This window comes from Streptomyces bluensis (assembly GCF_014650715.1).
Classification (GTDB): domain Bacteria; phylum Actinomycetota; class Actinomycetes; order Streptomycetales; family Streptomycetaceae; genus Streptomyces; species Streptomyces bluensis.
On sequence record NZ_BMVM01000004.1, the window covers coordinates 265,869 to 288,499 of the forward strand.

19 protein-coding genes are annotated in these 22,631 nt (G+C 69.9%); 6 read left to right on the plus strand and 13 right to left on the minus strand.

The window, feature by feature from the left end; genetic code table 11:
* Positions 1 to 76: 76 nt before the first annotated feature.
* A complete protein-coding gene (locus IE262_RS13940) occupies positions 77 to 1,129 on the plus strand; it encodes a 3-oxoacyl-ACP synthase III family protein (protein WP_134039181.1) in 1,053 nt (350 codons plus the stop codon).
* Positions 1,130 to 1,142: 13 nt separating this feature from the next.
* Here the strand turns inward: IE262_RS13940 and IE262_RS13945 are convergent, their stop codons facing one another.
* On the minus strand, positions 1,143 to 3,614 hold the full coding sequence (locus IE262_RS13945; RefSeq protein WP_189873845.1) for an ATP-binding protein: 2,472 nt from the start codon (positions 3,612 to 3,614) through the stop codon (positions 1,143 to 1,145).
* A gap of 688 nt (positions 3,615 to 4,302) precedes the next feature.
* Between IE262_RS13945 and IE262_RS13950 the strand changes: the two genes are divergently transcribed.
* Entirely contained in the window at positions 4,303 to 5,718 is a 1,416-nt protein-coding gene (locus tag IE262_RS13950) for a glucuronyl esterase domain-containing protein (RefSeq protein WP_229877250.1), read from the plus strand.
* 129 nt (positions 5,719 to 5,847) lie between these two features.
* On the opposite strand, the gene IE262_RS13955 is transcribed toward IE262_RS13950, so the two are convergent.
* Positions 5,848 to 7,104, minus strand: a complete 1,257-nt coding sequence (locus IE262_RS13955; RefSeq protein WP_134039253.1) for a glycoside hydrolase family 10-like protein — start codon at positions 7,102 to 7,104, stop codon at positions 5,848 to 5,850.
* 223 nt (positions 7,105 to 7,327) lie between these two features.
* Here IE262_RS13955 and IE262_RS13960 point away from each other — a divergent pair, with 223 nt between their 5' ends.
* Both IE262_RS13960 and IE262_RS13965 read left to right on the plus strand, forming a co-directional pair.
* Positions 7,328 to 8,200, plus strand: a complete 873-nt coding sequence (locus IE262_RS13960; RefSeq protein WP_166681702.1) for a 3-hydroxybutyryl-CoA dehydrogenase — start codon at positions 7,328 to 7,330, stop codon at positions 8,198 to 8,200.
* A 195-nt stretch (positions 8,201 to 8,395) separates the two neighbouring features.
* Complete coding sequence (locus tag IE262_RS13965) at positions 8,396 to 8,653, plus strand: hypothetical protein (protein ID WP_134039184.1); 258 nt, start codon at positions 8,396 to 8,398, stop codon at positions 8,651 to 8,653.
* A gap of 270 nt (positions 8,654 to 8,923) precedes the next feature.
* On the opposite strand, the gene IE262_RS13970 is transcribed toward IE262_RS13965, so the two are convergent.
* The 10 genes from IE262_RS13970 to infC form a co-directional block, all read right to left on the minus strand.
* Positions 8,924 to 9,463 carry an NUDIX domain-containing protein gene (locus tag IE262_RS13970; RefSeq protein WP_134039185.1) on the minus strand — a complete coding sequence of 180 codons (540 nt, stop codon included), beginning with the start codon at positions 9,461 to 9,463 and terminating at the stop codon, positions 8,924 to 8,926.
* A 172-nt stretch (positions 9,464 to 9,635) separates the two neighbouring features.
* On the minus strand, positions 9,636 to 10,976 hold the full coding sequence (locus tag IE262_RS13975) for an NsdA family TPR-like regulatory protein (protein WP_189873849.1): 1,341 nt from the start codon (positions 10,974 to 10,976) through the stop codon (positions 9,636 to 9,638).
* 279 nt (positions 10,977 to 11,255) lie between these two features.
* Entirely contained in the window at positions 11,256 to 12,296 is a 1,041-nt protein-coding gene (locus IE262_RS13980; protein ID WP_229877251.1) for a PP2C family protein-serine/threonine phosphatase, read from the minus strand.
* A gap of 246 nt (positions 12,297 to 12,542) precedes the next feature.
* Positions 12,543 to 15,056 (minus strand): phenylalanine--tRNA ligase subunit beta, encoded by a 2,514-nt coding sequence (gene pheT, locus IE262_RS13985; RefSeq protein ID WP_134039188.1) that lies wholly within the window; start codon positions 15,054 to 15,056, stop codon positions 12,543 to 12,545.
* Entirely contained in the window at positions 15,056 to 16,177 is a 1,122-nt protein-coding gene (gene pheS / locus IE262_RS13990) for a phenylalanine--tRNA ligase subunit alpha (protein ID WP_189873853.1), read from the minus strand. The genes pheT and pheS overlap by 1 nt, the downstream gene beginning before the upstream one ends.
* A 146-nt stretch (positions 16,178 to 16,323) precedes the next feature.
* The gene (locus tag IE262_RS13995; protein ID WP_189873855.1) at positions 16,324 to 17,460 is read right to left on the minus strand and encodes a sensor histidine kinase; all 1,137 of its coding nucleotides are present in this window, start codon (positions 17,458 to 17,460) and stop codon (positions 16,324 to 16,326) included.
* 92 nt (positions 17,461 to 17,552) lie between these two features.
* Positions 17,553 to 18,410 carry a TrmH family RNA methyltransferase gene (locus IE262_RS14000; protein ID WP_189873857.1) on the minus strand — a complete coding sequence of 286 codons (858 nt, stop codon included), beginning with the start codon at positions 18,408 to 18,410 and terminating at the stop codon, positions 17,553 to 17,555.
* 207 nt (positions 18,411 to 18,617) lie between these two features.
* Positions 18,618 to 19,001 (minus strand): 50S ribosomal protein L20, encoded by a 384-nt coding sequence (gene rplT, locus IE262_RS14005; RefSeq protein ID WP_004002577.1) that lies wholly within the window; start codon positions 18,999 to 19,001, stop codon positions 18,618 to 18,620.
* Positions 19,002 to 19,118: 117 nt separating this feature from the next.
* Positions 19,119 to 19,313, minus strand: coding sequence for a 50S ribosomal protein L35 (gene rpmI / locus IE262_RS14010; protein WP_003989075.1), 195 nt, complete (start codon positions 19,311 to 19,313; stop codon positions 19,119 to 19,121).
* Positions 19,314 to 19,445: 132 nt separating this feature from the next.
* The gene (gene infC, locus IE262_RS14015; RefSeq protein WP_189874077.1) at positions 19,446 to 20,108 is read right to left on the minus strand and encodes a translation initiation factor IF-3; all 663 of its coding nucleotides are present in this window, start codon (positions 20,106 to 20,108) and stop codon (positions 19,446 to 19,448) included.
* 377 nt (positions 20,109 to 20,485) lie between these two features.
* Between infC and IE262_RS14020 the strand changes: the two genes are divergently transcribed.
* The gene (locus tag IE262_RS14020; RefSeq protein ID WP_134039192.1) at positions 20,486 to 20,872 is read left to right on the plus strand and encodes a DUF1844 domain-containing protein; all 387 of its coding nucleotides are present in this window, start codon (positions 20,486 to 20,488) and stop codon (positions 20,870 to 20,872) included.
* 31 nt (positions 20,873 to 20,903) lie between these two features.
* Here IE262_RS14020 and IE262_RS14025 read toward each other — a convergent pair whose 3' ends face one another.
* Entirely contained in the window at positions 20,904 to 21,683 is a 780-nt protein-coding gene (locus IE262_RS14025; protein ID WP_189873859.1) for an SseB family protein, read from the minus strand.
* Between the two features lie 128 nt (positions 21,684 to 21,811).
* Here IE262_RS14025 and IE262_RS14030 point away from each other — a divergent pair, with 128 nt between their 5' ends.
* Entirely contained in the window at positions 21,812 to 22,618 is an 807-nt protein-coding gene (locus tag IE262_RS14030; protein WP_308432750.1) for a serine hydrolase, read from the plus strand.
* Positions 22,619 to 22,631 lie beyond the last annotated feature (13 nt).

Genomic DNA, 22,631 nt, shown 5'->3' on the forward strand with positions numbered 1-22,631 from the left:
TCCTGGGATTCTCATGCGCACCTCGTCGCTCTGAGCATCGAGTCGTCCGTCCGGCAACGACATGAAATGAGTCATCATGACCCCTCGTGCAGCAACGGTCCTCGATACGGAGGCCATCGGGATACTCGGTACGGGTTCCTGCCTCCCCGGCAACGTCGTCACCAACGAGGAAGTCGGAACGCCGGCCGGGGTGACGGACGAGTGGATCGTCCGCAGGACCGCGATACGCGAGCGCCGCTGGGCAAAGCCGGACGAGGCCACTTCCGGCCTCGCCGCGACGGCCGCCCTCCGGGCGCTGGCCGATGCCGGCATCCGCGCGCAAGACGTCTCGTTGGTCATTGTGGCGACGTCCACCCCGGACTCGCCGCAGCCGCCCACCGCCACCGCGGTCGCCCTCGAACTGGGGGTCACCTCGGGCACCCCCGCCTTCGACATGAACGCGGTGTGCAGCGGTTTCGTATTCGCCCTGGCCACCGCGGAACGGATGTTACGCGGCACCGGTGGACACGCCGTCGTCATCGGGGCCGACATCTACTCCCGTACGCTCGACCCCACCGACCGCCGCACCGTGGTGCTCTTCGGTGACGGCGCGGGCGCGGTCGTCCTCGGGCCCACCAGGGGCCGGGGTGTGTTCGCCACTCGCCTCGCCACCTTCCCGGAGAAGCGGGACCTGATCCGGGTCCCGGCCGGCGGCTCGCTCATCCCCGCCTCGTCCACGTCCCTCGCTCGGGGCCTGCACTACTTCACGATGGACGGCCGGGCCGTGCGCCACTTCGTGGAGAGCCGGGTCGGGCCACTTGTCCGGGACTTCCTGGACGCTCATCCGACCGACAGCGCACGACAGCCGCACCTCGTGCCGCATCAGGCCAACGGACGCATGATCGAAGCACTAGGGGCGGACCTCGGCTTCCTGCCCGAGCACACGCACATGACGGTGCAGCAGTACGGCAACACCGGAGCGGCATCGGTGCCGATCACCCTGGACCGGGCCGCCGAGCGCCTTGCCACCGGCGACCTCGTGGTACTCGCCGGGTTCGGCGGAGGCATGGCCGCGGGCCTCGCCCTCGTCGAATGGGAGGCGCCCCGCGCCCGGCGCGACGACGGAACCTGTCAGGGGCGGCTTCGGTGAGGTCTCGACAGCCTCATCCGCAAAGGGGGCCGGGGCGCAGAGCGAGGCCGGATTCATCGGTGCGTACCTCCTGCTGAGCAGCCCATGCCGCGAGGTGCGCACGGGAACGGAGACCGAGTGTGGCGCGAATGTTCCGTATATGTGTTTCGACGGTACGCACCGAAAGAAACAGTCGAGACGCGATCTGTCGATTGGTCAGCCCATTCATCAGCAGGCCAATGACGTCCCACTCTCGTTCGCTCAACAGGCTACTGCCCTTCACGTCCGCGAGAGGGGCCCTCTCCGCTCCCAGCGCATGGCATACGACTTGATGAGGGCGCAACCCGCGTCCGAGCGCGAGTGCTTGTTGGGATCGCTTGGCCGGCAGTGCTTGCATGGCTGCGGTCAGCGCGGCACGGACTCGCACTTGCCACCACGACGCGGGATCGCCAAAGCGTGGTCCGACGGCCAGGGCTGCCGCGAGAAGCTGCAGCCCTCGCTCGAACTGATGCTTCCGTACAGCGATGATGGCCAGCCCTTCGAGCGCAGAGGCGGTGGTGCTGAGGTCATCTGTGGCTTGCTGCAGTAGTTCAACGAAGCATTTCTCGGCGTCTGCCAAGCGGTTCTGTTCCAAGGCGAGAGAACCCGCAGTGTGCAGAACAGCGCTTGAGTGGACCGGCAATTCCTCTGTTCGCAGGACAGGTAGCGCTCTGCCGATCACTTTGTTCGCTCGCGTCAGGTCCCCCCGATACAAGCAGTGCCGAGCCAGGTGGCTCAAGCCGACCGCGGTCATGAGTTCGTCATCGAGACGGCGGCTGATCCGCAGGTACTCCTGCAGGTCCGCAAGCGCCGCGGTGCGTTCGCCTCGTAACTCCCGGAGGAGACTCAGCAGGAGCATCAGGCGGCCGAGCAGCGGAAAGCGACGCCCCTGGCGCTCCAACTCCACTGCTTGCTCAACACAGTGCACGGCCTCATCACGTTCGCCCTCCCGCACAGCCTGGACGGCAGCCCCTTCCAGAGCAATACTGCGATAAGTCGACATCGTGTCAGCTCGTTCCAGAACGCTGGAGATCAATTGACGGGTCGTCGGTGACGCATGATGGCGCACTCCTGGAGTGGCCCCCATACCGAGCGCTCCCGCCAGCAGCAATTGCCGCTCATCGTGCCCTGCGCTCAACCAGTCCAGAGCATGCCTCAGATTTTCCTGCTCTTCCTTCAGTCGTTCCAATGTCCGGGAAGAAATGATCGATGTTCCTTGGAGTGGGGTCGCCAGTTCCGCCAGCCAGCCGGCAAAATGATCGTAGACCTGCTCCTGCTCACCCTCGGCATGAAGTCGTTCATACCCGTAGCAACGTACGGGTTCCAACATGCGGAATCGCGACAGGTTTGACGGGCCGGCGCATGGCGTGATGAGGGATTTCATCGCGAGACGTGCCAGAATCGCTCTCAATTCCGAGCCCGTCATTCGGTCCTCCGAATGTACGGCAGCGGCGGCATCCAGCCCGAACCCGCCTGGCAGCACCGCCACCCTTCTGAACACCTTCTGCTCCGCCGGCGTCAGCAAGTCATAGCTCCACCCGAACGCGGCGCGCAGACTCTGATGACGCCGCTCCGATGTCCGCCAGCCATGGTTCAACAACGACATGCTGTCGTCGAGCCCATCGTGAATCTCGACCAATGGGAGCGTGCCCACCAGGCCGGCAGCCAACTCTATTGCCAGCGGCAGGCCGTCAACGCGGGCACATATCCTACCTATTTGCTCAGCGTTCTCCTGTGTGATCTGGAATCCCGGTTCGACTGACTGCGCCCGTTCACAGAACAGACGAACCGAATCCCACTGCATATATGCGGACAGATGTTGCCGCTCCCCATGAATGTCGGGTAAAGGCAGTCCGGTCACCGAGTGGAGCATCTCTCCCGGAATTCGCAGGGGCTCGCGGCTGGTAGCAAGAACCCGCCACTCGGGATGGTTCGGCAGCAGCTCGCTCAGCAGTTGTCCGCACTCGTCCAGCACATGTTCGCAGGTGTCCAACACGAGCAGCAGCGTGCGGTCGCGTACCGCCGACGCGAGAAGCGCTGCAACGTGCTGTTCCACCGAGTCGCCTCGCATGAGCGAGCCCAGCTCCGCGAAGACGACCTCACGGCGTCCGCTGCGTTGCTCCCGTAGAGCCAATTCGAGCGCCAGACGACTTTTACCCGCTCCCGCAGGCCCGGTGAGTGTCAGCAATCGTTCGGATCGAAGTAATCGTCGCAACTCGACCAACTCGTCGGAACGGCCGACAAAGCTGCTGAGCCGAGTGAGTAACCTACTGCTGTCCGCGGCCTTGATGACGCTGTTTTTCGAGCGGTGTCGGTAAGCGCGTTGACGGCAGGCATTTGAGCAGTACCGCAGGGATGAAGAGAGCTTGCTTCGCTTTCCCGTTCGTTCGATCGATCCGTTGCAGACGACACATTGCGACAAAGCATGAGTGGTCATTTCGCTATTTTTCCTCTGCATCGTTTCCATACCTTCTGAGGGGAATCGATTTCGTCGGCTTCGCCGTATGCGAGGCAGACAGGAGCACTCGCCCGGTTACCCGTCCGCCCCAGCACGGCAGTGGGCTTCCGATTGCTCTTGGTGAGGAGAATTCCTCAGCCGCTCGGACTCAGCCGGGTCTTCGCGGGTGCCCCACAGTTTCTGCGGAGCCCACCGGGTTCCGGTGTTCTGGCAGAGAGGACTGGGCAGATGCCGCGGTCGCGCTGAGGGCACATGGCCAGTCCGGCGAAGTGATGGTGCCGGGCAGGTGCAGCGCGACGCACGCTGGGTCTGTGAGTACCACCTGAGACATTCGAGCCACTCCGGGGACGTCATGCTGTCACGGGAGATCGACTTGCCGCGCCTCCATCCTCGTCCGCAAAGAACAGGGAAACCTATAGGAACTGGTGAACCTGGAGGGGACCCGAACGCGTTCCCGGCAGCGCAGGCCAGCGGGTCCGCGCCTGAGGCGCCGGCCGTTGGTGAGGATCGTGGCCGTCGTCGAGACACCGCCGCAAGGCGTGGGCAGGCAAGCGCACCCAGGCGCAACGGTGGACCTCCCTGGTCTCGATAATCCGTCGGAGATTGGCCGGAAGTCCGTGGCCCGCATTTGTCGTGCCTCTGACACATTGCCTATGGGAGCGCTCCCACACCCCTCTGGCGTTTCTCTGGAGGCCCCATGCGCTCATACCGTTTACGCCGCCGCGGCCCTGGACTGCCGACGGCAACAGCCCTCGCCGCTGCCGCGGCACTGACCGGCGCGACCCTGCAACAGGCCCACCCCGCCGACACCGTGGCGGCCGCGGCGCAGGCCGCCCCCGGCGTAGAGGACGACGGGCTCGACTGCCCGGTGCCCGGCTCGGGCTCGACGCCCTCCCGATCGCTGCTTCCCGACCCGTTCACCAAGCTGGACGGCACCCGTGTCACCACCGTGTCCGACTGGCGGTGCCGCCGGGCGGAGATCAGGGAACTGGCCGAGCAGTCCCTTTACGGCCAGAAGCCCACGAAGCCCGCCGCCGTGACCGGGAGCGTCTCATCGAACGGCATCACGGTGAACGTCACTCACCAGGGCAGGAGTGCCAGTTTCTCCGCGAGCGTCTCGCTGCCCGGTGGCTCCGGCCCCTTCCCCGCAATCATCGTCTACGGCGGACTCGGCGCGGACGTCAACACCATCAAGGCGTCCGGCGTCGCCGTCATCAACTTCGACCCCTACACCGTGGGCAAGGAGAACACGGCTCGCAACAACAAGCAGGGCGCTTTCTACAACATCTACGGCTCATCCAGCAACACTGGTCTGCTGATGGCCTGGTCCTGGGGCGTGAGCCGGATCATCGACGTGATCGAGCAGTCGGACGGATCGGTTCTGAAGGCCGGCGCGACCGGCGTCACGGGCTGCTCGCGGTTCGGCAAGGGCGCCTTCGTGGCCGGTGCCTTCGACCAGCGCATCGCGCTGACGATGCCGATCGAGTCCGGCACAGCCGGCCTGCCCGCCTACCGGGCGATCCCCGGAGAGAGCGGCTCCCAGCCACTGAGCAGCGGCTACTCGGAGCAGCCGTGGCTCGGTGACGCCTTCGGCACCTACACCGGCAACCCGAACGCCCTGCCGGTGGACACGCACGAGATCGTCGGCATGGTCGCTCCGCGAGGTCTGTTCGTCATGGAGAACCCACACATCAACTGGCTCGCCGCCCGGTCCGGCAGCGTGGCCGCCCTGGGCGGCGCGGAGGTCTACAAGGCGCTCGGCGCGGGCAGCAACATCACCTACTGGTCCGACGTCGCCGACGGCACGCACTGCGCCGTCAGGCCCGAGTGGAAGGCCCCGCTGCAGCAGAACATCTCGAAGTTCCTGCTGGGCTCGGGCAGCGGCTCGGGCGCGTTCCGGATCGCTTCCGGCAAGGCCGGCAACCTCGCGCAGTGGCGTGACTGGCAGACTCCGCACTTGGGCAGCACCACATCCGGCGCCGGCGGTGGCACGAGCAGCGGTACAGGCTCCGGAACCACCACCGGCGGCACGATGTCGGCGGCCCGGGCGGCGCCTGCGCCGCCGAGCACCGGACGGCCAGCACAAGGTCGCGCGACTACCAGGGCAAGGTGACAGTGCGCAACGGCGGCAGGGGCGGTGGTGCCGCCGCTGGTGCTCGCGAACTCCGGGTCGGCCTACCCGCGCCGCCGTTGCCGACACTCCTCCCGAAGGAGGGGGGCCTGTTCGCCTCCCTGGAGGGACTCAGGGGACCTTGGGCGTCCGCACCGGCCGCTGGTAGTGGTCGGCAACCACCCGGGCCATGGCCCCGATCCTGTCCTCCTTGACCTCTTTGGCCGAGAAGAACACGTGGCCGCGCACCTGGGGGTAGTCACGGGCGAAGGTGAGGTGCCGGGACAGTTCCCCGGGCTTCTGCCAGGCCGCGGGCTGCGCCGGGTCCCCGGCCTTGTACAGAGCCTCACCCACGTACAGCCGTGTTCCGCTGCCCTTGGCGACCTTCGCCCACCAGGGGAGCAGCTTGGCGTAGTCGGCGGCGGTGAAGCCGATGTTCCAGTACAGCTGCGGGCAGATGTAGTCGACCCAGTGCTTGCGGACCCACTTACGGGTGTCCGCGTACAGGTCGTCGTACGTCTGCACACCGGCCTTCGTGTCGGAGCCGAGCGGGTCGGTGGACGCGTTGCGCCACACCCCGAAGGGGCTGATGCCGAACTGGGTACCGGGCCGGATCTGCTTGATCTTCGCCGCGGTCTCGCGCACCAGCTTGTCGATGTTGTCGCGTCGCCAGGCGGCCCGGTTCGGGAAGCCGCCGCCGTGTTCGTCGTACGCCGCGTCGTCGTCGAAGGTCTGGCCCGCGACCGGGTACGGGTAGAAGTAGTCGTCCCAGTGCACGGCGTCGATCGGGTACCGGCGCAGCGCGTCGAGCATGGCCTTCTGGACGAAGGCGCGCACTGCCGGGATGCCCGGGTTGTAGTAGAGCTTGCCGCCGTAGGCGACGACCCAGTCGGGGTGCTTGCGGGCGGGGTGCGAGGCGACCAGCTTCGTCGGGTCGTCGTGGACCGCGACGCGGTACGGGTTGAACCAGCCGTGCAGCTCCAGCCCCCGCGCGTGGGCCTCCTTGACCGCCGTGCCCAGCGGATCCCAGCCGGGGTCCTTGCCCTGGGTACCGGTGAGGTACTGCGACCAGGGCTCGTAGGGGGACGGCCAGAGCGCGTCGGCCGCGGGACGGACCTGGAAGATCACCGCGTTGAGGCGGCGCTTCACGGCGGTGTCGAGGTGCGCGATGAGTTCCGCGCGCTGCTGCTTGGCCGTCAGGCCGGGGCGGGAGGGCCAGTCGCGATTGGCCACGGACGCCACCCACATGCCGCGCAGCTCGGGGGCGGGCGCCCCGCGCCGGGCCTCGCCGCCGCTGTCGTCGTCCCTTGCCGTGGCCCCCCAGGCGGCGGCGCCTCCCGCCGCGACCACCCCGCCGAGCATCGCCCCGGAAAACAGCCGCCGCGACATCCGACTCATTCCCATGCCTCCCTGTGCCGTGTGTTCCGCTCGCCTCCGGACGCCAGAGCCTGTGCCGGGACCGCGACCGTGCTCAGCGAGCCGTGCCCGAAAAGCCTGCCATGTGCCACCCGCGATACTGATCAGTAGCCGCCGAAGGTAACGTGCGGGTTTGGCGCAGGCCCGGACTCCTCGGGATTGCTGTGATGATCCGTATGCCGATGAAAGGGACGATGTGACCGACAGTTGGGCAGATATCACACGAGTCGGAGTCGTGGGCTGCGGCCAGATGGGAGCGGGCATCGCCGAGGTGTGCGCCCGCGCCGGGCTGGACGTGAAGGTCGCCGAGACCACCGGCGAGGCCCTGGAGATCGGCCGTACCCGGCTGTTCAACTCCCTGTCCAAGGCGGCCGAGCGGGGCAAGATCACCGAGGAGGAGCTGGGGGCGACGCAGACGCGGCTCGGCTTCACCACCGACCTCGGCGAGTTCGCGGACCGCGATCTGGTGATCGAGGCCGTCGTCGAGAACGAGCAGGTGAAGACCGAGATCTTCCAGGTGCTCGACCAGGTGGTGACCCGTCCGGACGCGATCCTCGCCTCCAACACCTCGTCCATCCCGCTGGTGAAGCTGGCCGTGGCCACCTCGCGGCCCGATCAGGTCATCGGCATCCACTTCTTCAACCCGGCGCCCGTGCAGAAGCTGGTCGAGCTGATCCCCGCGCTCACCACCTCCGAGGGCACGCTGAGCCGGGCCCAGCTCTTCACCGAGAAGGTGCTGGGCAAGCACGCGATCCGCGCCCAGGACCGGTCCGGCTTCGTGGTCAACGCGCTGCTGATCCCGTACCTGCTCTCCGCGATCCGGATGTTCGAGTCGGGCATCGCCAGCCGCGAGGACATCGACAACGGCATGGAGCTGGGCTGCGCCCACCCGATGGGCCCGCTGAAGCTGTCCGACCTGATCGGCCTGGACACGGTGGCCTCGGTGGCCCACTCGATGTACGAGGAGTACAAGGAGCCGCTGTACGCCGCTCCCCCGCTGCTCCAGCGCATGGTCGACGCGGGCCGGCTCGGCCGGAAGTCGGGGTCGGGCTTCTACACCTACCCGTGACGATTACTTTCCGTAGAACTTGAGGCCTCCGTGGGCCCGGCGCCGAAGAGAGGTGCCGGGCCCACTTCATTCACACACCGTGTGCGCGCCGGGCACGCATATGCCCTTCGCACACGCTCCCCACGCGCCCACCAGGCGAGTTGACTGCTCGTGCGCGTGCAAGTGATGAGACGACTACAGAAAGGAGTGGAAGTCGTGGCCAACGACCCGGAGCATTCCGTGGTCCACGGTGAACTCGCAGAGTTACGCCGCCGCCTCGACGTGGCGCATGCCCGCGTGGAGGGAGGGATCACCCTGCTCAGTCACCAGACCGAGCAGACCGCCAAGGACGTCGACGACCTGAGCGCACGGCTCGTCGCCCTGGAGCACACCCGCTGGCCGCTGCCCGCGGTGGCGGCGCTCACGGCCGTGGGCGCGCTCGTCGTGACGATCTGGCAGGCTGTTGGCCGCTGACTCGCCGGACGCCGTGGGGGAATCAGGGCAAGGCCCTGTCGTCAAACTCCCGTCGTCCGCCCGAAGGGCGGGCCTCGCGGCGTCAGGTGCGTGCTCTCGGCGTGCCGGGCGGAAGCCCTCGTACTGGATGTACTAGGGCTTTCGCCCGGTGCGGCGAGTGGGGGTACCTCCCACGCCCTCAAGGCAGTGGGGGAGCGTGCATGGCGTCGCGGGGCTGGGGGCACCTCCCACGCCCTTAAGGCAGTGGGGGAGGGAGTTTGACGACAGGGCCTAGGCGTCCTGTCCGAGCCTCAGATGGTGCAGGAGGAGCAGCGCGGCTGCCATGTTGGCGGCCGGGACCTCGCCGCGGGCGACCATGTCGGGGACGAGCTTCAGGGGAACCCATTCCCGGCGGTCGGACTCGAAGTCGTCCACGGGGTGGCCGACGTACGTACCCTCGTCGGCCCAGAAGATGTGGTGCCGGGCGTCGGTGAGCCCGTTGGAGGGCTCGACGCTCATCAGGTGACGCAGGGGTCCCGGCCGCCAGCCGGTCTCCTCCTCCAGTTCGCGGGCCGCGGCCTCGGCGATGTCCTCGCCGTCCTCGACCACGCCCGCGGCGAGCTCCCATCCCCAGCTGTCGGTGATGAAGCGGTGCCGCCACAGCAGCAGCACCTCGTTCGCCTCGTTCACCACCGTCGCCACGGCCACGGGCCGCAGCCGGATCAGGAAGTGATCGAGATGCCGCCCGTCCGGCAGCTCCACATCCGCGAGATTGACGCTGAACCAGCGGTTTTCATACACAGTTTGTTCGTTCTGTTTCGTCCACTGCACGGTTCTGCCACCTTCCGCCGAGTAAGTGGCAATATCGCAGCAGGAAAAGCCTGACAGCAGGCGCACAGTGAGCGCACGGCGACCCGCTCGCGGCACAGCGGAGTGCGCCGTGTTCCCGTACGTTCGGAGATCGGACGCACCGAGGGCAGTCCTCCTCGGTACGGCCTCCCGGCTAGAGCGGTACGCGCAGTGCCCCGTCGATGAGTTCGGCGGCCTCGGCCGTGCCCGCGCGGCCGCTGCGCACCAGGTGCTCGCGCACCGCCCGCAGTCTGTCACGCAGCCGCTGGGACTCCATCCCTCGCGCCGTCTCGGCCATTTCGACGGCGGTCGCCACCGCCTTGTCCGCATTGCCCTGCCGCAGCTCGATCTGACTGAGCATGGCGAGCCGGTGGACGCGCCCCCGGTCGTGCGCCGGCGTGCCCACCGCGGCGGTGGCGTGCTCGGCCGCGGCCGTCAGATCACCGAGGCTGAGCAGCGCCTCCGCCACCTGTACGTTGACCAGGCCCGGCTGGACATAGCCGGTCTCGTCCGGCTCGTGCCCGCGCCGGATACGCTCGGCGGCCTGCTCGGCACGCCGGATGCAGGACAGCGCGCTCGTACCGTCGCCGAGGTGCGCGTACGCCTTGGCCTGCATCGCGTACAGGTCCGAGGCGAGCGCCGGGGTGATGCGCTTGCCCGCGGCGCGCAGCGCGGCCTCCGCGAAGGCGACCGCCTGCCGGTACTCCTTCATGAACAGTGCCTGGTTCACGAGCAGCGCGATCACATACGCGCCGAGCCCCCGGTCCCCGCTGGCCTTCGCGAGCCGCAGCGCCTGGTGGAAGTAGCGCTGGGCGAGTCCGTGAGCGTCGGAGTCGTAGGCGCAGATACCGGCGACGGCCACCAGCCCGCCCGTGGCACGGTGGAGTTGGCGCCCCGTGGCATCGGTGTAGCTGCCCCGCAGCAGCGGCGCGGCCTCGGCGTTGAGGAAGCCGACGATGCGGGTGCGTGTCGCTATGCCGCCCGCCTTGCGGTACATCTGCTCGTAGTGGGTGCGGGCCGCGCGCAGCATCTCGATGTCGGCCATGCTGACCTGCTGGCGGCCGCCGCGCGAGACGTCCACGTCCTCGGGCGGGTTCTCCCACTCCCACACGGGCATCACGGCGGGGGTTCCGGTGACGGCCGGGGCGCCGAGGATGTGCGGGCGCTGTTGTTCGTCGGAGCGCCACAGCGCGGTGGCGCGCTCCACGAAGCCGGAGAGCGACGAACCGTGGGAGCTGACCGGCTCTCCGGGGATGCCGAGACCGATGTCGTCGAGGGTGACGGTGCGGTGCAGCCGGGCGGCGAGCACCTCGCAGATCAGGTCCGGCACCTGTCCGCGCGGACGCTGCCCCTTCAACCACCGTGCCACGGCGGTGTGTTCGTACCTGAGCGCGAGACCGCGCGCCCTCCCTGCCTGGTTCACGTGCGCGGCGAGGCCCGCGTGGGAGACCCCGGCCTCGTCGAGGATCGAGTCGAGCAGCGTGTTGGGCTGCATGAGTGCCCTCCGGTGGCTCGGTACCGGCCGCTCAGCAGCGTAACGCCTTCCTGTTCACACGGGGTGTGAACCGAGTGCTCGCAGCCGGGCTGTGTGCGCGCTGTCGCGTAGGGTTTCGGACCGGTTGACTGAAATGCCTCGCAAGAGGCCGACCGGGCCGCCGGCTCCCCCTCCTACAGTGCGGTGGCCCGTTCCCACGCCGTCCGCCCGGCTGTCTGCCCGACACTCCGCGGCGGGGCGGGCGGCGTGCCGCTTGGCTCCGCCGGTTGAGCCGGGGAACTACTGGTAGTTCGTCGGCCGCGGGTTCGTTGTGGCTGGTCGCGCCCCCGCGGCGGAGCCGCATGTGTCACTGTCCCGCGCCCCTGAAGGGGCGCGTCCGGCTTGGCGGTCGTTGCTCAGTACCACTACGGCTACGTCGTCCGCGGGCCTTCCGCCGGTGTGGCGCAGGAGCTGGGCGACCACGGCCCGCAGCACCGCGTGGGGCGTGACCGGGTCGGCGCGTACGGCCTCGGCGAGCACGGCGGGCAGGGGGAAGAACCTGCCCTGGCCGTCCCGCGCGTCCGTGACCCCGTCCGTGTGCAGGAACAACGCCTCGCCGGGCCGGAGCCGGCCGCAGTCGACGTACGGCAGTTCGGCGGGGAGGGGGAACGGCCCGAGTGGGGGCAGGGGTTCGGTGCCGGCGAGGGGTTGTGCGTGGCCCTCGCCGAGCAGGAAGGGCCAGGGGTGTCCGCAGTTGAGGGCACGCATCTCGCCGTCGCGCCGGATCTCCAGCAGCAGTACCGTCACGAACTCCTCGGCTGCCGGGCTGTCGGAGCCCGGTCCCGCGGTGGCCCGCTCGCGCAGGTGCCGGGCGAGGGCCCGCTCCAACCGCCGTAGCACACGGGCGAGTTCCACCTCGTCGTGCGCGGCCTCACGGAGGCAGCCGAGGACGGCGGCGACGGTTGCGGTGGCACCGATGCCGTGCCCGCGGACGTCACCCATCACCACCCGTACGCCGTGCTCGGTGGCGATCACGTCGTACAGGTCGCCTCCGGCGGCGGCACTCCGGTCGGCGGAGAGGTGTGCGGCGGCGGTGCCCAGCCCGTCGATGCGCGCGGGCAGGGGCCTGAGCGGTGTGCCCCGTACGGCACCGGCGCCGTCGCGGGGCTGCCGCAGCCCCCGGAGCAGCATCTGCCCGGCGTGCAGCATCAGACCAGTACCGACCGCGAAGAACACGGCGCTGCCGACGATCCGGGCCCCGAGCCCGTGCTGCCGTGCCTGTGGGCAGGGGCTGGTGTGGCGGGCCCCGCGAGCGAGAGCGGCCCGCAGCCGGTGGGCCATCCGGAGCACTTCCCCACGGGGAGCCCCAGCCTTGGTACGCGACATGCCGATGGCCCCCCATCAGGCCCTGAAACAGCACACAGACGGCCTCGGAGGGCCGGTCCGATTCTGACTGCCTCATGCCCGGATCAGGCCGGATCACCCCAACTTGTCACCCGAATGAGTGAGGTGACGGGTGGGAGTCCGGGGGCGCTGTGGGCCGACCACGACAAAGCCGCGGCCGGCCCACAGCGCCCCCAACGGCGACTAGCCTCGCAGAACAGCCCCCGTACGCTCGCCCGCCAGGGCAACCGCGGCGTCACGGGCCGCGGACGCCTCATCCACGGTCAGCGTCCGGTCCCCGGCCCTGAAGCGGAGCGCATACGCCAGGGACTTCCGCCCCTGGCCGAGCTGCTCGGCGTTCTCGTAGACGTCGAACAGCCGGATGGACTCCAGCAGTTCACCGGCACCCTCGTGCAGCGCGGCCTCGACGTCCGCCGCCGGCACGGACTCGTCGACGACCAGGGCGACGTCCTGCGTGGCGACCGGGAACGTGGAGATGCCCGGTGCCTGCGGGGTGCCGTCGCTCGCCTGCTCCAGCGCGTCCAGGTCGAGCTCCATCGCCGAGGTGCGCGCGGGCAGGCCCAGGGCCTTCACCACGCGCGGGTGCAGCTCGCCGGCGTGGCCCACGACCCGCTCCGTGCCGTCGACGGTGATGACCAGCTCGGCGCAGCGGCCGGGGTGCCACGGTCCGTACTGGCCCTTGCGGACGGTCAGTTCGGCGCCGGTCTCCCGGGCGACGGTCCGGGCGGCCTCGACCGCGTCGGCCCAGTCGGCCGGACGGCCCTTGCCCCACCAGCCGGCCTGCTCGCGGGCGCCCGCGAGAACGGCGGCGACGTGGCGCGGCTGCTCGGGCAGCGCGGCACCCAGCGACGCGATCTCCTCGCCGGTCGGACGGCGGTCGACGGGCAGCGCCGCGGCGACGTGCTGCTCCGCGCGCGGGTGGAAGACCAGGCCGGTCTCGAACAGGGCCAGGTCGTGCGAGCCCCGCCCGTCGTTGCGCCGCAGCGCGCCGAGCAGGCCCGGCAGCAGCGACGTACGCAGCGCCGGCTCCTCGTCGTTCAGCGGGTTGACGAGCCTGACGACGCGGCGGGCCGGGTCGGCGGCGTCCAGACCGAGCTGGTCGAAGACCTGCTCGCCGATGAACGGGTAGTTCGGCGCCTCGACGTACCCGGCACCGGCCAGGGCCCGGCCGACGCGGCGGTGCAGCCGCTGCCGGTGGGTCAGCCCGCGGCCCGAGGGCAGCCTGGGCAGCGTGGAGGGCAGGTTCTCGTAGCCCTCCAGACGGATGACCTCTTCGGCCAGGTCGTTCGGGTCGGTGAGGTCGGGTCGCCAGGACGGCACGGTGACGATCAGCTCGTCCTGCCCGTACACGTCGCAGCCGACGTCCTGGAGGCGGCGTACGACGGTCTCGCGGCCGTAGACGACGCCCGCGACCCTGTCGGGGTGGTCGGCCGGGATCGTGATCGTGCGCGGCGCGGACGGCGCGACGACCTCGGTGACGCCGCCGTCCGCGGTGCCGCCGGCGAGCAGCACCAGCAGGTCGACCGTGCGCTGGGCGGCGGCGGCCGCGGCGAGCGGGTCGACGCCGCGCTCGAAGCGGCGGGACGCCTCCGACGACAGCTTGTGCCGGCGGGCCGTGCGGGCGATCGAGACCTGGTCGAAGTGGGCGGCCTCGATGACGATCTCGGTGGACGCGTTCTCCACATCGTGGTGGTCGGCGATCTCGGTGTTGGCGCCGCCCATGACGCCCGCGAGCCCGATGGGGCCGCGCTCGTCGGTGATCACCAGGTCCTCGGCGTGCAGGGTGCGCGCGACGCCGTCGAGGGTGGTGAGCTTCTCGCCCTCCTCGGCCCGGCGCACGCCGATCGTGCCCTGGACGAGCCCCCGGTCGTAGGCGTGCAGCGGCTGGCCGAGCTCCATCATCACGTAGTTGGTGATGTCGACGGCGAGCGAGATCGGGCGCATGCCGACCTTCTGCAGACGGCGCTTGAGCCAGATCGGGGAGCGCGCCTCCGGGTCGAGTCCGGTGACGGTGCGGGCGGTGAAGCGGTCGCAGCCGACGGGGTCGGAGACCTCGACGGGGTAGCCGAACGCGTTCGGCCCGGGCACGTCGAGCAGCGCCGGGTCGCGCAGCGGCAGACCGTAGGCGGTGGCGGTCTCGCGGGCGACACCGCGGATGGACAGGCAGTCGCCGCGGTTGGCGGTGACGGCGATGTCCAGGACCTCGTCGACCAGCTGGAGCAGTTCGACGGCGTCCTTGCCGACCTCGGTCTCCGGCGGCAGCACGATGATGCCCTTGGTGCCGTCGTCGCCCATGCCCAGCTCGTCACTGGAGCAGATCATGCCGTGCGAGTTCCGGCCGTACGTCTTGCGGGCGGAGATCGCGAAGCCGCCGGGCAGCACGGCGCCCGGCAGGACCACGACGACCTTGTCGCCGACGGCGAAGTTGCGGGCGCCGCAGACGATCTCCTGCGGCTCGCCCGTACCGTTGGCGGTGCCGACGTCGACGGTGCAGAAGCGGATCGGCTTCTTGAAGCCCTCCAGCTCCTCGATGGTCAGCACCTGACCGACGACGAGCGGTCCCTTGAGGTCGGCGCCGAGGTGTTCGACGGTCTCGACCTCCAGACCGGCCGAAATGAGCTTGGCCTGGACGTCACGGCCGGTTTCGGTCGCCGGCAGGTCGACGTACTCCCGCAGCCAGGAAAGCGGGACCCGCATCAGATCTCCATCCCGAACGGCCGGGTGAACCGGACGTCACCCTCGACCATGTCTCGCATGTCTTCGACGTTGTGGCGGAACATCAGCATCCGTTCGATGCCGAACCCGAAGGCGAAGCCGCTGTACTTCTCCGGGTCGACGCCGCAGGCGATCAGCACCTTGGGGTTGACCATGCCGCAGCCGCCGAGCTCGATCCAGCCCTCGGACGAGCAGGTGCGGCAGGGTCGGTCGGGGTTGCCGACGGACTCGCCGCGGCAGACGTAGCACACCATGTCCATCTCGGCGGACGGCTCGGTGAACGGGAAGAAGTTCGGCCGCAGCCGGGTCTTCATGTCCTCACCGAACAGCGACTGGACCATGTGGTCGAGGGTGCCCTTGAGGTCGGCCATGGTCAGGCCCTCGTCCACGGCCAGCAGCTCGACCTGGCGGAAGACCGGGGTGTGGGTGGCGTCCAGCTCGTCGGTGCGGTAGACGACGCCGGGGCAGATCACGTAGACCGGCAGCTCCCGGTCCAGCAGGGAGCGGATCTGCACGGGCGAGGTGTGGGTGCGCAGCACGACGCCGGATTCGGTGCCTCCTTCGGGGCCCTGCACGAAGAAGGTGTCGGCCTCGCCGCGGGCCGGGTGGTCCGGGCCGATGTTCAGCGCGTCGAAGTTGAACCACTCGGCCTCGACCTCGGGGCCCTCGGCGACCTCGTAGCCCATGGCCACGAAGATGTCCTCGATACGCTCGGACAGCGTGGTCAGCGGGTGACGGGCGCCGGCCGGTACACGGTCGTACGGCAGCGTGACGTCCACGGCCTCCTCGACCAGCACTCGGGCGTCCCGCTCGGCCTCCAGCTCGGCCTGGCGTGCGGCGAGCCCCTTGTTGACGGCACCGCGGGCCTGGCCGACCAGTTTGCCGGCGGCGGCCTTGGCGTGCGGGGGCAGGGCGCCGATCTCGCGGTTGGCGAGGGCCAGCGGGGAGGTGCCGCCGGTGTGGGCGACCTTGGCCTCCTGGAGCGCGTCGAGGGAGTCCGCGGCGGCGAAGGCGGCGAGCGCCTCGTCCCGCATGCGCTCGATCTCTTCCGGTTTCAACGCCTCGACCTCGACAGGGTCGTACGACTTATTGGGTGCCGACATCTCTTCCCGTACTTCCGATTGGCTGGCTGATGTGCCCCGTCTTCGACCTGGAGACGATTCGTCCCTGGTGGTGGACGCAAAGGTGCCAAAGGCCGAGTCTAACGGGGTTGAGGTGTGCGAATGCGCCCGTGGGGCCCGGCTCGGCGTTACTGCAGATACGCCGGGGTGCCCACGGGCAGCGTAAATCGGAACTCGGCGCCGCCGCCGGGGGCCCGGCCGACCGTGATGGTGCCGCCGTGGGCTTCGACGATGCCCTTGACGATGTAGAGCCCGAGGCCCGTGCCGCCGCGCTTGCTGCCCCGCCAGAAGCGGGTGAAGACGCGGTTCATGGACTCCTCCGGGATGCCAGGGCCCTCGTCGCTCACCGTGACCGACGTACCGGTGTCCTCCCCTTCCCGGGGGGACGCCGAGGGCTGTACGTCAATCGTGACGGTTCCCTCGCCGTGGCGCACCGCGTTTTCCAGCAGGTTGCTGAGCACCTGGTCGATCTTGTCGGGGTCGGCCCAGAGGGCGGGCAGGGGCTGCTGGATGCGCAGCAGGAACCGGTCGGCGGGCTGACCGGCTGCGACGTACGCCTGGATGTGCCGTCCGACGGCGGCGCCGATGTCGACGGGCTGGCGGCGTACTTCGAGCCGCCCGGAGTCGATGCGCGAGATGTCGAGGAGTTCGGCGATGAGCCGTGTCACGCGATTGGCGTCGGCGTCGACGGTCTCCAGCATCAGCTTCTTCTGGTCGTCCGTGAACCGTTCCCACTTGGCGAGCAGGGTGGCGGTGAAGCCCTTGACGGAGGTGAGCGGCGAGCGCAGTTCATGGGCCACCGTGGCGATCAGCTCGGCGTGGCTGCGCTCGGTGCGGCGACGGGCCTCGGTGTCGCGGAGCGAGACCACGACGCGGTGGACGGGCCCGGTGGGTTCCGTACGGAGATAGCGTGCCGAGACGAGCACTTCCCTGCCCCCGGGCAGCAGCAGGTTCCGCTCGGGCTGTCCGACCCTGATGGCGAGTCCGCCGTACGGATCGGTCAGCTGCCACCAGCGGCGGCCCTCCAGGTCCTCTAACGGAAGGACCACTTCAAGGTGGCGTCCGATGGCGTCTTGGGCGGGGACGGCGGTGATCCGGGCGGCTGCGGCGTTGAAGCAGACGACGCGGCCCTGCTCGTCGGCGACGACGAGTCCGTCCGGGAGGTCGTCGGGGTCGATGCCGAGCTCGGCGAGCTCACCGTGCCGGGGGGCCGCCTTGCCGTGCACGTCCCGTGCAGCCGGTGACCTGCTCGTGCCGACACTCATCCCCGAACCCCACCTCTCGTCTTGCATGGGGCTCCCCCCTGCTTCGAGCGCAGCCGAGAGCTCGGGGAGAGGGCCCCGAGCCCGCCACCCTACTAGCCGAGTGTGACGGAACGGCACCCGCCGGAGGCGCGCTGTGCACGGGCGGACGCGTAGAGACATACGGCGGCGGCGGTCGCGAGGTTCAGACTTTCGGCCATTCCGTGGAGGGGAACGCGCACGACGGCATCGGCCAGCGCACGCGTCTCCTGGGGAAGCCCCCACGCCTCGTTGCCGAACACCCAGGCGGTGGGCCCGCCCATGGTTCCCTTGTCCAGCTCGTCGTCGAGGTCGTCGTCCCCCGCCCCGTCGGCGGCGAGAACGCGCACACCGGCACCCTTGAGCCCGGCCACGGCCTCCTCGACGGGCACGCCGACGGCGACGGGCAGGTGGAAGAGGGAGCCCACGGAGGCCCGCACGGCCTTGGGGTTGTAGAGATCGACGGACGCGTCGGTGAGGACGACCGCCTCGGCCCCGGCCGCGTCGGCGCATCGCAGTACGGTGCCGGCGTTTCCGGGGTCCCGCACATGGGCGAGTACGGCGACGAGCTTGGGGCGGGCCTTGAGTACGTCCTCGAAGGGCGTGTCGAGGAAGCGGCACACCCCCACCAGTCCTTGCGGGGTCACTGTGGTGGAGATGTCGGCGATCACGTCCTCGGACGCCAGGTGCACCCGGGCTCCGGCTGTGCGTGCCTCTCCCACGATGTCGGCGTGGCGCTCCGCGGCCTCGACGGTGACGAACAGCTCGACGAGTGCGGGCGTCCCGTCGACCCGGTGCCCGGCCGCCTCCCGCACGGCCTGCGGCCCCTCCGCGAGGAACAGCCGCTCCTTGCCTCGGAAGTTCCGCTTGGCGAGGCGCCGCGCGGCGGACACACGAGCGGAGCGCGGGGAGATCAGCTCGGGGGCGGGGGGCATGGGGGCACCTTTGGGAGTCCGTGGGAATTCAGCCCCTCCGGTTCTTGAGGAGCGGGGTCCGGGGCGGAGGTCCGGGAGGGGGCGGGCAGGGGTGGCGGGGGCGGGAGAAACCGGTGCCGGACGCACTCGGACCCGCAGGCGGTGGGTGGCCTGCGGGTCCGGGTCACGTCACGTACGCGGCCGAAGCCGGCGCGGCGTCACGCAGTGTCACGCCGCCTTCGGCGCGTTGACGTCGCTCGGCAGCGCCTTCTGCGCGACCTCGACGAGCGCGGCGAACGCACCGGCGTCGTTGACGGCCAGCTCGGCCAGGATCTTGCGGTCGACCTCGACGTTCGCGGCCTTCAGACCCTGGATGAAGCGGTTGTACGTGATGCCGTTGGCGCGGGCAGCGGCGTTGATGCGCTGGATCCACAGCTGACGGAAGTCGCCCTTGCGCTTCTTACGGTCGTTGTAGTTGTAGACCAGCGAGTGGGTGACCTGCTCCTTGGCCTTGCGGTACAGGCGCGAACGCTGACCGCGGTAGCCGGAGGCCTGCTCCAGGATCGCCCGGCGCTTCTTGTGGGCGTTGACTGCCCGCTTGACGCGTGCCACTTCTCTAACTCCTTGTAGCGGGGCCGCGGTGGTCCTCACGCGGCCCGGAAACGAATGGGTCCCGGTCTCTCGGTGACTGCGGGCGCCGGACGCCGTCGGGCGTCAGGCGCACCCGCCTCACTTGCCGAGAAGCTTCTTGATCTTCTTGGCGTCGCCCGGGGCCATCTCGGCGTTGCCGGTGAGGCGACGCGTCACGCGGGACGACTTGTGTTCGAGCAGGTGGCGCTTGCCGGCGCGCTCACGGAGCACCTTGCCCGAGCCGGTGACCTTGAAGCGCTTGCTGGAACCGCTGTGCGACTTGTTCTTCGGCATAGCGCCGTTCTCTCCTCGTCATGGCGCTCCGGTGCCCGGTCGTGAAACCGGGCACGGTGGAACGTCCTGTCTATCGGTTGACATCCCTGGACTGTCGTCCCGGGGAATCCCTGGGACTCACGTCCCGCGGAATCACGCCTCTGCGGGCTCCTCGGCAGGTACCTCGGCATCGGAGGCGTTCTGCGAGCGGCCTGGGTTGGCCTTCGCTTCCGCCTTGCGGGCCGCCTGCGCCTCACGGGCCTCGGCCATCGCCTCGGTCTTCTTCTTGTGCGGACCGAGAACCATGATCATGTTGCGGCCGTCCTGCTTCGGGTTCGACTCGACGAACCCGAGGTCCTGGACGTCCTCCGCGAGACGCTGCAGCAGTCGGTAGCCCAACTCGGGCCGGGACTGCTCGCGACCACGGAACATGATCGTGATCTTGACCTTGTCGCCCTGCTTGAGGAACCGGACGACGTGACCCTTCTTGGTGTCGTAGTCGTGCGGGTCGATCTTCGGCCGGAGCTTCATCTCCTTGATGACCGTGTGCGCCTGGTTCTTGCGCGCTTCACGGGCCTTCATGGCCGACTCGTACTTGAACTTCCCGTAGTCCATGAGCTTGCACACGGGCGGACGGGCGTTCGCCGCGACCTCGACCAGGTCCAGGTCGTACTCCTGCGCAAGCTCCAGTGCCTTGGCCAGCGGGACAATGCCCACCTGCTCGCCACTGGGACCGACAAGTCGCACCTCGGGAACGCGAATCCGGTCGTTGATGCGGGGCTCGGCGCTGATGGATCCTCCTCGGTAGCACCCCACGACGGTCTGGCGGACCGCCGTGTATGTCTGGTTGACATAGGGACCAACCATCACGGCGCATGAAAAATGCCCCGGACGGGACACAGGCGGGGCTCCAGACTGCCGGAGCACCGCCGCAGTGAACCGCGGGGCGCGCTTCGGGCGACTCCACCGTCCGTACGGAACGGTGGTGGCCGCCTGACCGGTGACCTGCCGTCCCGGAGGAGGGTCAGGTGGGAGTTCGGAGCCTCCACTTGCGGGCCGGGCACGCTGACGTCGTCTTGGCGTGTCCGACCGGTCGTCACCCAAGGCTAGCAGCTACCGGAGGCCGGTGCGAACCGGCGTGCGGGTGCCTCCCGCGCACGGCCGCCGTGGAAGCCGGGCCTATCGTGTGGGACATGAGTGACACCTCCCCCTCGGATCCGGCCGACACGTCCGGCTCCACAGACTCCCCCGACTTCGACAGCATGACCCGCGACATCGCGGACGTCCCGGCGGTCGAGGTGATCGTGACGGTCGCGGTGAACCTGATGAGCGCCGCCGCCGTGAAGCTCGGTCTCACCGAGGAGGGCGACAAGTACAAGGACCTGGACGAGGCCCGCAAGCTGGTGCACGCCCTCGCCGGTCTCCTCGACGCGTCCGCTACCGAGATCAGTTCCTTCCACGCGGCACCGCTGCGCGACGGCCTGAAGTCGCTCCAGCTGGCGTTCCGCGAGGCGTCGCTGGTCCCGGACGAGCCGGGGCAGGGCCCGGGCGAGAAGTACACGGGCCCGGTCTACGGCTGACGCACCCGGCCCGGCGGGGCCCACGGCTGATTCACGGACGTACGTACAGGGGCTCGCCCGGTGGCGTGGTCCCGGCCGGCAGCAGTGCCAGGTCGAGGCCGCGCACCAGGCGGGCCCGCAGCGTCTCGTCGGCGGCGAGGCGCCGTGCGACCGCCCGCGCGGCCTCGGCCGGGGGCGCGGACGGGTCCAGGACGAGGGCGAGGGCACCGTCGGCCTCTCCCGGCCCGAGGTGGGCACGCAGTACGGCGGGCTCGGCGGCCACGGCTTCGCGTACGGCCGCGACGACGGCCGGGTCGGCGAGCGGGTCCGTCGTGGTCCGGCCCTCGGCGAGCGCGAGCAGCGCGGGCCCGGTCAGCTCGTACGGCACCGGCCCGGCCAGGTCCAGCACGATCGTGTCGGCCTTCTCGTGGGCGGCGGCCTGGAGGGCCTGGTGCAGGGGGACGGCGACGGGACGGGCGGCGGGGTCCCAGCGGGCCAGGGCGTCGGTGGAGGTGAAGGCGGGCAGGGCGGTGCGGTGTCCGGCCTTCAGGGTCGGTACGGCCATGTCGCTGGTCTTCTCGCGGCGCAGCCCGCCCTCCCGTCTCCCGCCACCGCCCTTCTTGGGAGCTTCGCGCCCCTCCTGACTGTCCTCCTCGACCTCGCCCAGGAGGGCCACGACGGGAACGAGCAGCCGGGCGCCCTTGAGTGCCTCCAGGACGGGCCCCACGGCCGTGCGGTCCTCGGCCCAGGCCGCGAGCGCCGCGCTCAGCCGGGGGTCGGCGGAGCCGTCGTCGTCGGAGAAACCGGGGTCGGGAATGTTCTTGTTCGCCACGGTCACCGACCCTATCGGGGGAAGCCTCCCGGGCATGTCCGGGGCCGGAACCACAGCTCCGCACAGAGCCCGGCACCGTATCGTCGTCGGTGTCATCTTCCACGCCCTAGGAGGCTTCGTTGCGACCTGTGGGGGCGCCCCCGGTGGACCGCGACGCGTTGCTCGCCGCCGCATTGGAGGGTGTGGAGGCCGAGGACGGCGCCGGCCTGGCCGTGGCCGTGCGGGACATGGAGTCCGGGGAGAGCGCGGCGTACGGGAAGGCGCGGTTCGAGACCGCGAGCATCGTGAAGGTCGGCATCCTGGCGACGCTGCTCCTCCAGGCGCAGGACGCGGACCGGCGGCTCACCGCCCAGGAGGAGGCGTACGCGGCCGCGATGATCGAGAACAGTGACAACGCGTCCGCGACCGCGCTGTGGAAGGCGATCGGTTCGGCGGCGGGCCTCGACGCCGCGAACGAGCGCTTCGGGCTGACCGGCACCGAGGGCGGCGACGGGCCGCTGTGGGGGCTGACCCGGACCACGGCCGCCGATCAACTCGTCCTGCTCCAGCAGGTGTTCGGGCACGGGTCGGAGCTGAACGACGCCTCGCGGGCGTATCTGCGGGAGCTCATGGGGCGGCCGGCCGTGGGCCAGGACTGGGGTGTGTCGGCGGCCGGGTCCGGCTTCGCCCTGAAGAACGGGTGGTTGCCGCGCAGCACGACGGGGCTGTGGGTCATCAACAGCATCGGACGCGTCACCGCGGACGGGCACGACCGCCTCGTGGCGGTGCTGTCGAACGGCCACACCACGAAGGCGAAGGGCGTCGCGCTGGTGGAGGCGGCCGCGCAGGCCGCGGTGTCGGTGTTCGGGGCGGAGGACGCGGGAAGTGCCGAGACCGTGGCGGCGCCGGTGCGGCGGCCGCGGGAGGAACCCTTGCCCACCCGGAAGCCGCGGTAGCGGTCTCTCCCCG

Bases quoted from the DNA above. Each gene is read 5' to 3' on its own strand.
- IE262_RS13940 (WP_134039181.1), top strand. From the start codon at position 77: ATGACCCCTCGTGCAGCAACGGTCCTCGATACGGAGGCCATCGGGATA.
- IE262_RS13945 (WP_189873845.1), bottom strand. From the start codon at position 3,614: ATGGAAACGATGCAGAGGAAAAATAGCGAAATGACCACTCATGCTTTG.
- IE262_RS13950 (WP_229877250.1), top strand. From the start codon at position 4,303: ATGCGCTCATACCGTTTACGCCGCCGCGGCCCTGGACTGCCGACGGCA.
- IE262_RS13955 (WP_134039253.1), bottom strand. From the start codon at position 7,104: ATGTCGCGGCGGCTGTTTTCCGGGGCGATGCTCGGCGGGGTGGTCGCG.
- IE262_RS13975 (WP_189873849.1), bottom strand. From the start codon at position 10,976: ATGCAGCCCAACACGCTGCTCGACTCGATCCTCGACGAGGCCGGGGTC.
- IE262_RS13980 (WP_229877251.1), bottom strand. From the start codon at position 12,296: ATGGCCCACCGGCTGCGGGCCGCTCTCGCTCGCGGGGCCCGCCACACC.
- pheT (WP_134039188.1), bottom strand. From the start codon at position 15,056: ATGCGGGTCCCGCTTTCCTGGCTGCGGGAGTACGTCGACCTGCCGGCG.
- pheS (WP_189873853.1), bottom strand. From the start codon at position 16,177: ATGTCGGCACCCAATAAGTCGTACGACCCTGTCGAGGTCGAGGCGTTG.
- IE262_RS13995 (WP_189873855.1), bottom strand. From the start codon at position 17,460: ATGAGTGTCGGCACGAGCAGGTCACCGGCTGCACGGGACGTGCACGGC.
- IE262_RS14000 (WP_189873857.1), bottom strand. From the start codon at position 18,410: ATGCCCCCCGCCCCCGAGCTGATCTCCCCGCGCTCCGCTCGTGTGTCC.
- rpmI (WP_003989075.1), bottom strand. From the start codon at position 19,313: ATGCCGAAGAACAAGTCGCACAGCGGTTCCAGCAAGCGCTTCAAGGTC.
- IE262_RS14020 (WP_134039192.1), top strand. From the start codon at position 20,486: ATGAGTGACACCTCCCCCTCGGATCCGGCCGACACGTCCGGCTCCACA.